Source organism: Arthrobacter sp. NPDC056493 (assembly GCF_042795115.1).
GTDB lineage: Bacteria > Actinomycetota > Actinomycetes > Actinomycetales > Micrococcaceae > Arthrobacter.
The window spans coordinates 14,656-28,034 of record NZ_JBHTSL010000067.1 but is presented as its reverse complement, the minus strand read 5'-3'; the positions used below and the strand labels follow the sequence as shown (position 1 = coordinate 28,034).

12 protein-coding genes and 1 pseudogene are annotated in these 13,379 nt (G+C 66.1%); 5 read left to right on the top strand and 8 right to left on the bottom strand.

The window, feature by feature from the left end:
• Positions 1-235 precede the first annotated feature (235 nt).
• Complete coding sequence (locus tag ACFQ50_RS20905; RefSeq protein ID WP_377997538.1) at positions 236-442, bottom strand: hypothetical protein; 207 nt, start codon at positions 440-442, stop codon at positions 236-238.
• Positions 443-877: 435 nt separating this feature from the next.
• Between ACFQ50_RS20905 and ACFQ50_RS20900 the strand changes: the two genes are divergently transcribed.
• On the top strand, positions 878-1,207 hold the full coding sequence (locus ACFQ50_RS20900; RefSeq protein WP_377997537.1) for an ArsR/SmtB family transcription factor: 330 nt from the start codon (positions 878-880) through the stop codon (positions 1,205-1,207).
• Positions 1,204-1,617 carry an SRPBCC domain-containing protein gene (locus ACFQ50_RS20895; protein ID WP_377997536.1) on the top strand — a complete coding sequence of 138 codons (414 nt, stop codon included), beginning with the start codon at positions 1,204-1,206 and terminating at the stop codon, positions 1,615-1,617. Before ACFQ50_RS20900 ends, ACFQ50_RS20895 begins: the two co-directional genes overlap by 4 nt.
• A 91-nt stretch (positions 1,618-1,708) precedes the next feature.
• Here ACFQ50_RS20895 and ACFQ50_RS20890 read toward each other — a convergent pair whose 3' ends face one another.
• From ACFQ50_RS20890 to ACFQ50_RS20860, 7 genes are all read right to left on the bottom strand, one after another.
• Positions 1,709-2,890, bottom strand: coding sequence for a Gfo/Idh/MocA family protein (locus ACFQ50_RS20890; protein WP_377997535.1), 1,182 nt, complete (start codon positions 2,888-2,890; stop codon positions 1,709-1,711).
• A 51-nt stretch (positions 2,891-2,941) separates the two neighbouring features.
• Positions 2,942-3,691: a ThuA domain-containing protein gene (locus ACFQ50_RS20885; RefSeq protein ID WP_377997534.1), complete on the bottom strand. Its 750-nt coding sequence runs from the start codon at positions 3,689-3,691 to the stop codon at positions 2,942-2,944.
• Position 3,692: 1 nt separating this feature from the next.
• Positions 3,693-4,796 (bottom strand): Gfo/Idh/MocA family protein, encoded by a 1,104-nt coding sequence (locus tag ACFQ50_RS20880; RefSeq protein WP_377997533.1) that lies wholly within the window; start codon positions 4,794-4,796, stop codon positions 3,693-3,695.
• 66 nt (positions 4,797-4,862) lie between these two features.
• Positions 4,863-5,762: a carbohydrate ABC transporter permease gene (locus ACFQ50_RS20875; protein ID WP_377997532.1), complete on the bottom strand. Its 900-nt coding sequence runs from the start codon at positions 5,760-5,762 to the stop codon at positions 4,863-4,865.
• Positions 5,759-6,763 carry a carbohydrate ABC transporter permease gene (locus ACFQ50_RS20870; RefSeq protein ID WP_377997531.1) on the bottom strand — a complete coding sequence of 335 codons (1,005 nt, stop codon included), beginning with the start codon at positions 6,761-6,763 and terminating at the stop codon, positions 5,759-5,761. Before ACFQ50_RS20870 ends, ACFQ50_RS20875 begins: the two co-directional genes overlap by 4 nt.
• Positions 6,764-6,765: 2 nt before the next feature.
• The gene (locus tag ACFQ50_RS20865; RefSeq protein WP_377997530.1) at positions 6,766-8,142 is read right to left on the bottom strand and encodes an ABC transporter substrate-binding protein; all 1,377 of its coding nucleotides are present in this window, start codon (positions 8,140-8,142) and stop codon (positions 6,766-6,768) included.
• Between the two features lie 213 nt (positions 8,143-8,355).
• The gene (locus ACFQ50_RS20860) at positions 8,356-9,354 is read right to left on the bottom strand and encodes a LacI family DNA-binding transcriptional regulator (RefSeq protein WP_377997529.1); all 999 of its coding nucleotides are present in this window, start codon (positions 9,352-9,354) and stop codon (positions 8,356-8,358) included.
• 328 nt (positions 9,355-9,682) lie between these two features.
• Here ACFQ50_RS20860 and ACFQ50_RS20855 point away from each other — a divergent pair, with 328 nt between their 5' ends.
• The 3 genes and pseudogenes from ACFQ50_RS20855 (at position 9,683) to gcl (ending at position 13,364) form a co-directional block, all read left to right on the top strand.
• Positions 9,683-10,483 carry a hydroxypyruvate isomerase family protein gene (locus tag ACFQ50_RS20855; protein WP_377997528.1) on the top strand — a complete coding sequence of 267 codons (801 nt, stop codon included), beginning with the start codon at positions 9,683-9,685 and terminating at the stop codon, positions 10,481-10,483.
• A 36-nt stretch (positions 10,484-10,519) separates the two neighbouring features.
• Positions 10,520-11,404, top strand: a pseudogene (locus ACFQ50_RS20850) (2-hydroxy-3-oxopropionate reductase); the annotation flags it as partial.
• Positions 11,405-11,585: 181 nt separating this feature from the next.
• Positions 11,586-13,364 carry a glyoxylate carboligase gene (gene gcl, locus ACFQ50_RS20845; RefSeq protein WP_377997527.1) on the top strand — a complete coding sequence of 593 codons (1,779 nt, stop codon included), beginning with the start codon at positions 11,586-11,588 and terminating at the stop codon, positions 13,362-13,364.
• The last annotated feature ends 15 nt before the right edge of the window (positions 13,365-13,379 follow it).

The window sequence follows — 13,379 nt, the reverse complement described above, 5'->3', positions numbered from 1 at the left end:
CACGCACTCAACGCCGACGCCTACCGCGCCGCCGGCTGGGACTACCGCGCCCTCGGCTCCCCCAACAAACTGCCGGCGGAGGTCCCTGCAGCGGCAGGGTTCCGCTGCTGCAGAGGCGCACGTCCCGCAACGGGCGTAGGGGGTGGCGTGGGGCTTTCAGCCGGAGTGGCCCCGGAGTGCGGGGCTGTCAGAGTTCAGGGCTCTCAGAGTTCAGGGCTCTCAGAGTTCAGGGCTCTCAGAGTGCGGGGTCGGGTGTTCCGGCTGCCTTGTTGCGGGTTTCCATCAGGTGCAGCTGCAGCTTCGCTTCTGCTTCCCGGCGCCGTTTGGCCCGTTCACGCATCTGCCGTGTTGCCTCGGAGCCTTCGGAATGGATCAGTCCGGCCGTTCGATTGCGGGGGGCGCCACCGCCGGAGGGTGCCGCCGCCAGAAGTTCTTCGCTCATGCCCAATGGTCACATGGGCGTGATCTTGCAGGAAGAGTTGCCGGTGGAGCGTGACCGGATCGGAACCTCTGGTACCCGCTGGCAGCATTCATAAGGGCCGGCGGCGGTTGGGAAGGCACCCCGGGCTCGTAAGGATCGCTCACCGGGGCTCTTGCCGTCGGCCCCACCTTTATTTTACGGGCCCGGGGCCCCGCGAAACAGGGATTTTTCGGCAAATCTGTCGCCAAAACCTCCAGCCACCCGCTCCATGAGGCCTGGCCCGGCAAATCTGCACCACTTTGGCCCGCCGTTGCACGGAGGTGCCCCGAGAAACCGCGGGCGAGGGCCTCTGGTGTCCGCGAAAGTGGTGCAGATTTGCGCGGCACATGGCCCCAAGATCCGGCGCCAATAGGGTCCGCACTTTCATTTCGGAAATTTCCGACATATTATGCAGGCGTGCTTCCCGACATCTTCGGTGCCCTCGCGAACCCTTCGCGGCGCACCATCCTCGACGAGCTCCGGAACGGGCCGCGGACAGCGGGCGACCTCACGGGCCTGCTCGCGCAGAGCCGTTCCACGGCGTCGGAACACCTTGCCGTGCTCCGCGAGGCCGGGCTCGTCCGGGAAGAGCGGCAGGGACGGCACCGGGTGTACCACCTTCAGGCCGACGGCCTGGCCGAGGTGGACGGCTGGCTAAAGCATTACGAGCACTACTGGAACCGGCGCCTCGATGCGCTGGGCAACCTACTGGACAGCAACCTACTGAACGGGGAGAACCCAAAATGACCGACAACACGATCCGCCTCACGCGCCGCTTCCCGCACCCGCCCCAGGCAGTCTGGAAGGCGCTCACGACGCCGGACCTGCTCGCCCGCTGGTGGGCGCCGGGCGATATCGCCCCTACCGCGGGCCACCGCTTCACCCTCGACATGGGCGCCTGGGGCACCCAGCAGTGCGAAGTCCTCAGCGTCGACCCCGGCACCTCCATCAGCTTCCTTTTCGCTGAAGGCACCCTGGACACCACCGTCACGTGGACGCTCGAGGCCGTCGAGGATGGAACGGTCCTGCACCTCGAGCACGCCGGTTTCAAACTCGACACCCCGATGGGCCAGCAGGCCTTCGACGGCATGGGCAGCGGCTGGCCCGGGGTGCTGTCCCGGATCGACGACGTCCTCGTGGACGCAGCCCGCCCGTAAGTCTGCGGTCAGTGGAGACGGACGCGTTTGTGGCGGCCGTGGGCGTGGGGCTGGCTGCGGGCGGGCATGAATAGCTTTCTACGGCCGGGCGTCAGGTCCCCTCGGTAGCGAACGCCATCCGGTCCACCCGGGTGATGGTGCTCCTGTTGCTGGCGGACTCTTCGATCGCGGCCAACACCCGCTGGACCCGGAGGCCTTCCTCGAACGACGGCGTCGGCGCCTCGCCCGCGCTGACGGCGGCGAGGAAGTCGCGGATCTGGTGCGTGAAGGTGTGTTCCCAGCCGATGATGTGGCCTTGCGGCCACCACGCGTCCATGTGCGGGTGCTCCGGTTCGTTGACCAGGATCCGGCGGAAACCCTGCTCACGGACCGGGAGGCTGGCGTCCAGGAAATTCAGTTCGTTCAGGTTCTCCAGGTCGAATGTCAGCGACCCGAGTGAACCGTAGACCTCGATGCCCAGGCTGTTCTTCTGGCCGGTGGCAACCCGGGAGGCCTCCACGGACGCACTGACATTGCCGGTCATCCCCAGCGTGGCCCAGGCGGCGTCGTCAACGGTCACCTGTTCCAAGCCCTTCGGGCCCGGCCGGTCGGCCACAAAGGTCCTCAGCGTTCCGGTCACCTCGGTGACAGTCTCACCGGTGAGGAACTGGACCTGGTCTATGGCGTGGGACGCGATGTCGCCGAGAGCGCCCGAGCCTGCGGTTTCCTTCCGCAAACGCCAGCTCATCGGGGCCCCGGCGTCCGCGAGCCAATCCTGCAAATACGCCGCCCGGACGTGCCGGACAGTGCCAAGCCTGCCTTCGGCGATGAGTTCGCGGGCCAGCGCCAGGGCCGGCACACGCCGGTAGTTGAACCCGATCATCGACTGGACGCCCTTGGCTGCGGCCGCCGCGGCTGCCGCACTCATGGCTTCGGCCTCAGCGATGGTGTTGGCCAATGGCTTTTCCACGAGTACGTGCTTCCCGGCTTCGAGGGCGGCGATGGCGATCTCTGCGTGCATCCAGCCCGGGGCGCAGATGTCCACGATGTCGATGTCGTCCCGGGTAATCACGGAGCGCCAGTCGGTGGCGGACCCGGCCCAGCCGTACCTGGCTGCGGCCTGGGCCACCTTGCCGGCGTCCCGGCCCACGAGCACTTTCTGCTCGAAGGCGGGGACGTCGAAGAAGCTGGCCACGTTCCGCCAGGCATTCGAGTGGGCCTTGCCCATGAAGGCATAGCCGATCATTGCCACACCCAACGGGCGGGGATCTGACGGTGCAGGGGAGGTGGTCATGGTGCTCCTGGGATCTTTTGCGGTGGGCCGGGCGCGGGTTTGCGAAAGTGCCTAGTCTTTGTCGAACCAGCCGCGGTCCGGGTTGGAGACCTCCGGTGCCGCACGGAACCGGTCCGGCTGCGCCACCCAGCCAACGCCGTTGGCAATGACCCTTTGGATCTGCGGCTGGTGGTACACCGGGTATTCCTGGTCGCCGGGGCTGAAGTAGAAGATCCGGCCCTTGCCCCGGGAGAACGTCACGCCGGAGCGGAACACCTCGCCGCCGGTGAAGGAGCTGATGAAGATCAGGTCATCGGGCTCCGGGATGTCGAACAGCTCCCCGTACATTTCCTGCTGGGGGATGACGATGGGGCTTTCGACGCCGGCCGCAATCGGGTGTGAAGGCTTGACCGTCCACACGAGTTCGCGTTCGCCCTCGTTGCGCCACTTCAGTGAGCAGGTGGTGCCGAGCAGCCTGGTGAAGATCTTGGCGAAGTGCCCGGAATGCAGCACCACCAGGCCCATGCCGCCCAGGACGTGGCGCTGCACGCGTTCCACCACGTCGTCGCTGACTTCCTGGTGCGCGATGTGCCCCCACCACAGCAGCACGTCGATCTGGGCCAGGACCTCTTCGGACAGTCCGTGTTCCGGATCGGCGAGCGTCGCCGTCGTGATTTCCGCGTCCGGGTAGAAGGCCCGGAGCCCGGCCGCGATGGCGCCATGGATGCCTTCCGGGTACATCCCGGCCATGGTTTCCGGCTCGTTGCGGGCCTCATGGACGGCCTCGTTCCAGACGACGACCTTCAGTTTCTTATCAGACATATCAGAGCACCACTTCACGCTGCTCGCGGGCGGACTTGTAGCAGGCATCGAGGACCAGGGCGCGGCTCAAGGCAAGCGATCCGTCGTGGCTGCCCCAGACGGTCTCGCCGCCGCGGACGGCGGCAATGAAGTCGTCGACGACGGCCTGGTGGGCGCGGCCGGGTTCGGCCACCACGTTGAAGTCGGCGTTTTCACCGTCCTTCTCCGCGAAGACGCGCACTTCCGCCACCGGAGTTTCGGAAGCTCCCACCGAGCGCAGTTCCGCTCCGCCGTCGGTGCCGTAGACGGTGAAGTCGATCAGGTCGCGCTCGTCACGGTAGCTGGCCCATCCTGCTTCCAGGACGAGGGTCCCGCCGCCTTCCAGCCGGATGAACGCGGACGCGAAGTCTTCCACCTCGAACTTGTGGCTGGATGTGGTGGCGGTGTAGCGGGCGTTGCCGCCGAGGCCGCGCGGGCCAAGTTCGGAATGCGTCGAGGCCGAGACCGCCACGACCTTCGGTTCGCCCAGGAGGTGGAGGGAATAGTCCAGGACGTGGACGCCGATGTCCGCCAGCGGCCCGCCGCCGGCGAGCTCGGGGTTGGTGAACCAGCTGCCGAGCGTGGGAATGCCCTGGCGGCGGAGCCAGGATGCCTTGGCGTAGTACGGGCGGCCCACACCGCCGTCGTCAATCACTTGCTTGAGTGCCTGGATGTCACCGCGGCGGCGGTGGTTGAAGGCGACGTCCAGGACGCGCCCCGCCTTCCGGGCGGCGTCGACCATGGCCTGGCCCTCGACGCCGTTGCGGGCCAGCGGCTTTTCGCTCAGCACGTGCAGTCCGCGTTCCAGTGCCGCAATGGAGATCGGTGCGTGCAGGAAGGTGGGGACGGCCACGCTGACGGCGTCGAGGCCGTCGAGCTCGATCAGGTCTTCCCAGCGGGCGAAGGCGTGCGGAATGCTGTATTCGTCCTTCATTTGGGCCAGGAGTTCCTGCTCCATGCCGGCGACGGCGACAATCTGGACGCCGTCGATGGTGCTGTACGCCTTCAGGTGCTGCTGGCCGGCCCAGCCGATGCCCACAACTCCTACCTTGAGGGGTGCGGACGAAGCCTGCTGCTGAATGCTCACGTTGTTCCTGTTCTTTCTGTGGTTCTCGTTGGAGTCTGTGGGTGGGTCTGGATTCGGTGGTGGGGCTTAGCCCTTGACGGCGCCGGCTGTCATCCCGGAAACGATGCGCTTCTGGCACACGAGCACCAGGATGACCAGCGGGACCGTGATGATCACCGACGCGGCGCTGATGGTGCCCAGTGGCTGGTCGAACTCGCTGGTTCCGCTGAAGAAGGCGATGGCAACCGGGACCGGGCGGGCCTCCGGCGAGGTGGTCAGCGTGACGGCAAGCAGGAATTCGTTCCAGACCGAGATGAACACCAGGATCGCGGTGGTGGCGAGGCCCGGGACCGCCAGGGGAAGAATGACCTTGCGGAAGGCGGTGAACGGCGTGGCCCCGTCCATGTACGCCGATTCCTCGAGCTCCCGCGGGATCTCCTTGAAGAAGGACGTCAGCGTGTAGATCGCCAGCGGCAACGCGAAGGTCAGCTTCGGGATGATGAGGCCCAGGAGTGTGTCGTACAGGCCGATTTCGCGCCAGATCGAGAACATCGGGGCCGCGATGGCGATGGCCGGGAAGGTTGTTACGGACAGGATGAGGGTCAGGATCATGGCCTTGCGGCGCATCTTTAGCCTGGCCAGGGCGTAGGCGGCGAAGGAGGCAAACACCAGTGCCACCGTGGTGGTGACGACGGCGATGATCACCGAATTGCGCAGGGCCAGGAGGAACTCGGCGTTCTGGAACACCACCAGGTAGTTCTCCAGGCTGGGCTGGCTGGGGAAGAGTTCGCCCTTGGACAGGCTCGTACCCTTCTTGAGCGAGGTGTTGACCAGCCAGTAGAACGGTATGAGCGAGAAGCCCATGACGGCAATGACGAACACCCACACAAGAGGGTGCAGCTTCGCCGCGCCGCGGAGCCGGCGCTTCGGTGCCGTCGAACGCGTGGTGAGTTCCGCCGTCGGGCGTTCTGCGGTCAGCGTGCTCATTGTTCCTCCTTGGCGACTTCGCGGATGTTGCCCCCGGCGAAGCGGATGTAAATGACGGAGACCACCATGACCGTCAGGAAGGTCAGGATGGACAGCGCCGACCCTTCGCCCACCAGCCGGTTTTCCCGCAGCTGGCTGTAGGCCAGCATCGACATGGACTCGGTACCGTTGGCGCCGCGGGTGAGCACGAACGGCAGGTCGAAGACCCGCAGGGCATCCATGGTGCGGAAGATTGCGGCCAGGACGATCGCAGGACGCAGCAGCGGCAGGGTGATGTGCACGAACGTCTGCCACTTGCTGGCGCCGTCGAGCTCTGCTGCCTCGTAGGTCTCAGCGGAGATGACCTGCAGGCCGGCCAGGATGATGAGGGCCGCGAACGGTGTTGTCTTCCAAACGTCGGCCAGGACGATCACGGCCATGGCGTATCCATGTTCGCCGAGCCAGACGACGTCGCCGCCCGGCAGCCCCAGGGCAGAAAGGACGTTGGTGACCAGGCCCAGGTTGGGCTGGAACATCGTCTGCCAGGTGATGGCGCTGACCACGGTGACGATCGCGTAGGGCAGCAGGACCACGGTGCGCAGGAGTGCGCGGCCCTTGAACGCGAGGTTCAGAAGCAGGGCCATGGCGGTGCCGAGGACCAGCTCCAGGGAGACCGAAAGGGCGGCGAACAGGAACGTCTGGCCGAAGGCGGCCCACCATTCGGAGCTGCTCAGCGCCGTGATGTAGTTCTCCATGCCCACGAAGCGGGAGAGGCCGGCAGTGCGGACGCTGTACTGGTTCAGGGACAGCCAGATCGCGTACCCGATGGGGACCGCCGCCACCAATGCCATCAGGACGAGCGACGGGGCCGTCATCCGGATGGCGAGCCGCCGCTCGGCCCGGTCGCGGCTGGGAACGCCGCGGCCCGGGCCGTTCAGGCGGCCGGGGCCGTTCAGGCGGCCAGGGCCGTTCAGGCGGCCGGGGCCGTTCAGGCGGCCGGGGAAGAGTGTCCTGGTCGACATGATCAGAAGCTCGCCTTGGCGGTGGTGATTTCCTCGGCCATCTTCTTCACGGCCTCCTCCGTGGAGGCGGTGCCGGAGAGAACGGCGTAGACGTTCTTGTAGATCGCCTGGGAGATCTGCGGGTAGACCGGGGAGATGGGACGCGGCTTGGCACCCTTGACGGAGGCGAGCAGTTCCGTGGCGAACGGCATCTTCTCGAGCACCGCCGCGTCGGAGTACGCGGCCTCATTGACCGGGGCCTGGGAGTAGTCCATGGCCACGTGCTTCTGCCATTCGGGGGTCGTGGCAAAGTCGATGAACGCCACGGCCGCGGCCTGGTTCGTGGAGTGGGCCGAGATGGCCAGGTTCCAGCCACCCAGCACGCCGGAGGCCTTGCCGCCTTCCCATGCCGGCAGCGGCGCCACACCGAAGCTGCCTGCCAGCGCCGTGGCATTGAGCAGGCGGTACACGTGCGGCCAGTTGCGCTGGTAACCGAAGTTGCCGGATTCGTAGGCCAGGCGGGCCGGGTCCTCGTTGTACGTCAGGACAGCGCGGTCCGCCGAGCCGTCCTTGAGGCCCTTGCGCATGAAATCGAGGACCTTGCGGGTCTCCGGTGAGTCAATCCTGACCTCGCCCTTGTCGTTGAGCACCTCACCGCCGGCGCTGTACAGCATCTCAAGGAAGTTCACCGTCAGGCCCTCGTACTGTTTGCCCTGGTAGACGAATCCATTGCCGGGGGCCTTGGCTGCTTCTGCGTAGAGCTGCTGCCAGGTCGCGGGCCTGGCCACCTTGTCCTTCTGGTAGTACACCAGTCCCGCGTTGGTGAAGAACGGCGAGGCCCAGTACTTGTCTTCGTACTTGGTGGTCTCCACTGTGGAGGGAATGAGCCGGTCCTTGTTGGCCTCGACGAGCTTGGTCTGGTCCACCAGCCAGCCCTGGGAGGCGAACTCGGAGGTCCAGATGACGTCCGTGACGAAGATGTCGCATTCGGTGGACTTGCCTTCGAGACGCTGCACAGCCTGTGTCCGGGCCTCGTCGGTGGTGGCCCCGATCTCGGTGTACTTGGCGGTGACTTTGCCGTTCGCCTTGCTGAACGCTTCTGCGGTGCCCTTGTAGATACCGGAGGCGTCTTTGCCGCCGCAGATGCTGACACTGCCGGTAGCACTAGCGCCCGACGCCGGATCGGCAGCTGCCGCTTTTTCCGCACCCTGGGTGGCCGCGCCGCCACCGCACCCGCTCACCAACAGGCCTGCGGCCATTGCCGCGGCTGCGCCAACGATGAGGCGTCGCCGCCGCGGCGAACCGCCCCGTTCAGCTCTAGGCGCGGCTGCCTGGGCCGCAGCGTTCTGGGATGTTGCAGTGTCCTCCTGGAGCGGAGAAGCAGGTCGAATCAAGTCCACAAGTGGCTCCTTTGGGGGTCTGTGGGAAGTGGGAAGCTCAGCGTGGCGGCAGCAACGGAGACTGCCACGCACCCTGAGCATGGCTTCTTTGCCGATGCTTCCATGTCTACTTTGGAATCGATTCCATGTGTGCACCAAAAAAATCGGCCCGTGGCCGTGGAATCGATTCCAAAGTAGTGTGACAGGCGCCACGCGAGGCTGTCAACCCCCGGTTTAACCCTTGGTGGAGTCCCGCACCACGAGTTCGTGCGGGAGGAAGGTGCGGCCACGTCGGTGCGCACCGGGCACTGTCATCCGCTCAAGGAGCTCCGCGAATGCCACCCGGCCCATCTCATAGGCCGGCTGCCGGACAGTGGTCAGTTCCGGGACGCACATCTCCGCCTGGGCGGAGTCATCAAAACCTGCCACAGCAATGTCGTCCGGCACCCGCAGCCCGGCGTCGGTGAGTTCACGGACGCATCCGGCCGCCACGATGTCGGTACCGCAAAACACCGCGTCCGGAAGGTGCTCCGCCTCCAGCAGCTCCCGGGCCAGCCTGCGCCCGGCGTGGAAGCCGAAACTGCCTTCTCCGAACAGCATCAGCTCCGGCGACAGGCCCGCATCGGCGACTGCCTGCCGAAAGCCCGCCTCGCGCAGCCGGCCAGAGCGGGCGGCCCTGTGCCCGATCATGGCCAGCCGCCGGCTGCCGGTGTCGATCAGATGCCGCGTAATGTCGAAAGCGGCCTGACGGTCGTCGATGGACACGCCGAACGCCGCTTCGGCGTCCACAATCTCACAGACCTGGACAACACTCAGCTGCTCGGCCACCGCATCGACGTCGCCATCCGACATCGTCGGCGAGAACAGGACCAGTCCGTCCACGGAGCCGTTCCGCAGCATGTCCACCAGTTGTTGTTCGCGCTCCAGGTCCCCGGCCGTCGCTGCGATGAGGCTGACATAGCCCGATTCCGCCGCGGCGTCGCCGACACCGCGGAAGACTTCACTGATCACCAGTGAGTCCAGATTCTTGGCGAGGGCCAGGACGCGCATGGTCCGGTCCCTGCGAAGGTCGCGGGCGGAAGCCAGGGGCCGGTAACTGAGCTGGCGGATTGCTGCGTTGACCTTGTCCCTGCTCGACTCGCTGACTGCCGGACTTCCATTCAGGACGCGGGAGACCGTCCCCACAGACACTCCAGCTGCTTTCGCAACGTCCTGGACTGTCGCACGCCCCATTCGCTTGTCCTTCCGCGACCAATGGCGATGGTCCTTGCGGCCACGCCCCCGCCGGGCCCTCCCGGCGTTCCTCAGCATAGCCGTACCGCAGTCGGCGGCCGCCCGAAGGGATGTCCGGGCCAATCACTACGCGGTTGGCCGATTCAGGCGCATAGGACCACCGCTTTTGGTATCCCAAACCAGTTTCCCGTGCACACTCCCTTGACTCACCCGCCACCCCTTCCCTACACTTTTCATAAAGCAGAATCTAAATTCCACAAAGCGGAAACGGTTGAAGGACCGAGAAGCAGGGAAGATAGATCAAAGCCCCTCCCCGGAAGGACCTACGATGACGTACACAGTGAACTGCTCCATCCTCCTGACGGAGCTGCCCCTGCTCGAGCGCCCCGCGGCCGCGAAGGCGGCGGGCTTTGACGCCGTCGAGTTCTGGTGGCCCTTTGAGAGCTCAGTCCCTTCCGACGCCGAGACCACGGCTTTCGAGCGCGCCATCACCGACGCCGGCGTCCAGCTCTCCGGCCTGAACTTCAATGCCGGCAACATGCCCGGCGGCGACCGCGGCCTGGTGTCCTGGGTGGGCCGTGAAGGTGAGTTCAAGGACAACATCGACGTCGTCGCCGGCATCGGTGAGCGCCTCGGATGCAAGGCCTTCAACGCCCTCTACGGCAACCGCCAGGAGGAATTCAGCCCGGAGGAACAGGACGAACTGGCGGCCAGGAACCTGGCCGCGGCTGCCGAGGGTGTAGCCCGGATTGGCGGCACCGTCCTCCTCGAGCCCGTCAGCGGAGCCCCGCGCTACCCGCTCCTCAAGGCCCAGGACGCGCTCGACGTGATAGCCCGGGTCAGGACGGAATCCGGCGCCCAGAACATCAAGCTGCTCGCTGATTTCTACCACCTGGCCGTCAACGGGGACGACGTCGCCGCCGTCATCGAAAACCACGCCAAGGACTTCGGCCACATCCAGATTGCCGACAACCCCGGCCGCGGGGCTCCCGGAACCGGCGAGCTTCCCCTCGGCGAATGGATCGCCCGCAGCCGCGAACTCGGCTACGACGGCTACATCGGCCTCGAATACAAGGAACCGCAGGAAACCGCCTTCAGCTGGGCCATCCGCGAACACGCCACGAACTAACCCTCCGGCACCACCCACAAGACTTTCAGTAAAGGAACCACAATGAGCAACGTTGCAGTCATCGGACTCGGAATCATGGGCCTGCCCATGGCCATCAACCTCGTCAAGGCCGGCCACACGGTCACTGGTTTCAACCGCAGCCAGGACAAGATCGACAAGCTCGTCTCCGAAGGCGGCAAGGGCGCGTCCAGCATCGCCGATGCCGTCAAGGACGCCGACGTCGTCATCACCATGGTGCCGGACTCCCCCGACGTTGAGGGCGTAGTCAGTGGCACGGACGGCGTCTTCGCCAACGCGAAGAAGGGCACCCTGTGGATCGACGCTTCCAGCATCCGCCCGGACGTTGCCAAGCGCCTCTCGGAAGAGGCAACCGCAGCCGGCATCCGCCCCCTCGACGCCCCGGTCTCCGGCGGCGAACAGGGCGCCATCGACGCCGCCCTGTCCATCATGGTCGGCGGCGACAAGGCAGACTTCGAGGCAGCCCAGGATGTCCTGAACGCCGTCGGCAAAACCATCGTCCACGTCGGCCCTTCGGGCTCCGGCCAGACCGTCAAGGCTGCCAACCAGCTAATCGTCGCCGTCAACATCGAGGTCCTCGGCGAGGCCATCGCCTTCCTTGAGGCCTACGGCGTGGACACCGACGCCGCACTCAAGGTCCTTGGCGGCGGGCTTGCCGGCTCCAAGGTCCTTGACCAGAAGGGCCAGAAGATGCTGGACCGCAACTTCGACCCCGGCTTCCGCCTCGCCCTGCACCACAAGGACCTGGGCATCGTCACCTCCGCAGCCCGCGAAGCCAACGTCTCCATCCCGCTCGGCGCAGTCGTCGCCCAGCTCGTCGCAGCCACTGTCAACCAGGGCGACGGCGGCCTGGACCACTCGGGACTCTTCAAGCAGGTCCTGCAGCTCAGCGGCCGGGAGTAACAGCCCGTCTCCCCGGAGTTTTTGTCCAGATAGTCGGCCCTAACGGCCCTCCAGAGGCCATTATCTGCACAAAAACTCCACTGCCGCCGTCGGGAAGCACGACGGCGGCACCCCCAAACTGCCTGGCGAACGCCGGGCCTTCCTTCAGCACACCCAAAAACAGACTTTTTAGGAGTACACCATGACCAAGATGCGCACCGTAGACGCTGCCGTCGCGATCCTGGAAAAGGAGGGCGCCACCGAGGCGTTCGGCCTGCCAGGCGCGGCAATCAACCCCTTCTACTCGGCCATGCGGGCCCACGGCGGCATCCGCCACACCCTGGCCCGCCACGTCGAAGGCGCCAGCCACATGGCCGACGGCTACTCCCGTGCCGCCGACGGCAACATCGGCATCTGCATCGGCACCTCCGGCCCCGCCGGCACCGACATGATCACCGGCCTGTACGCCGCGTGGGCCGATTCCATCCCCATGCTCTGCATCACCGGCCAGGCCCCCGTGGCCAAGCTGCACAAGGAAGACTTCCAGGCCGTGGACATCGAGTCCATCGCCAAGCCCGTCACCAAGATGGCCATGACCATCCTGGAGCCCGGCCAGGTTCCCGGCGCGTTCCAGAAGGCGTTCCAGCTGATGCGCTCCGGCCGCCCGGGCCCCGTGCTGCTGGACCTGCCGATCGACGTTCAGATGGCCGAGATCGAATTCGACATCGACACCTACGAGCCGCTGCCCGTGGAGAAGCCCAAGGCCAGCCGCAAGCAGCTGGAGAAGGCCCTGGACATGCTGACGGCAGGCGAACGCCCGCTGATCGTGGCCGGCGGCGGCATCATCAACGCCGGCGCCTCCGCGCAGCTGGTGGAACTGGCCGAGCTGCTGAACGTTCCCGTGATCCCCACGCTGATGGGCTGGGGCGCCATCCCGGACGACCACGGGCTGATGGCCGGCATGGTGGGCCTGCAGACCAGCCACCGCTACGGCAACGAGAACTTCCTGCGCAGCGACTTCGTGATCGGCATCGGCAACCGCTGGGCCAACCGCCACACCGGCGGCCTGGACACCTACACCGCTGGCCGCAAGTTCGTGCACATCGACATCGAGCCCACCCAGATCGGCCGGGTGTTCTCCCCGGACTTCGGCATCGCCTCAGACGCCGGCGCCGCCCTGGACGGCCTGCTGGAACTGGCCCGCGAACGCCGCGCCGCCGGCTCCCTGCCGGACTACTCCGCCTGGGCCGCCGAGTGCGCCGAGCGCAAGGCCACCCTGCACCGCAAGACCAACTTCGACAACGTGCCGATCAAGCCGCAGCGCGTGTACCAGGAGATGAACAAGGCTTTCGGCAAGGACACCACCTACGTGTCCACCATCGGCCTGTCCCAGATCGCCGGCGCCCAGATGCTGCACGTGTTCGGCGCCCGCAGGTGGATCAATGCCGGCCAGGCAGGCCCGCTGGGCTGGACCGCCCCGGCCGCCCTCGGCGTCGTGCGCGGCAAGCCGGATGAGACCGTGGTTGCCCTGTCCGGCGACTACGACTTCCAGTTCATGATCGAGGAACTGGCCGTGGGCGCGCAGTTCAACCTGCCGTACATCCACGTGGTGGTGAACAACTCCTACCTGGGCCTGATCCGCCAGTCGCAGCGCGGCTTCAACATGGAGCAGAACGTGTCCCTGGGCTTCGACAACATCAACTCCCCCGAGACCATGGGCTACGGCGTGGACCACGTCAAGGTGGTTGAGGGCCTCGGCTGCAAGGCCATCCGCGTGACCAACCCGGAGGACATGCCGGCCGCGTTCGACAAGGCCAAGGCCCTGATGGGCGAGTTCCAGGTTCCCGTGGTGGTGGAAGTGATCCTGGAAAAGATCACCAACATCTCCATGGGCCTGGAAATCAACGCCGTGAACGAGTTCGAGGAGCTGGCCGCCACCGCCGCCGACGCCCCCACCGCCATCCTGGCCCTGCAGGACTAAGAACCTGCACTGGCA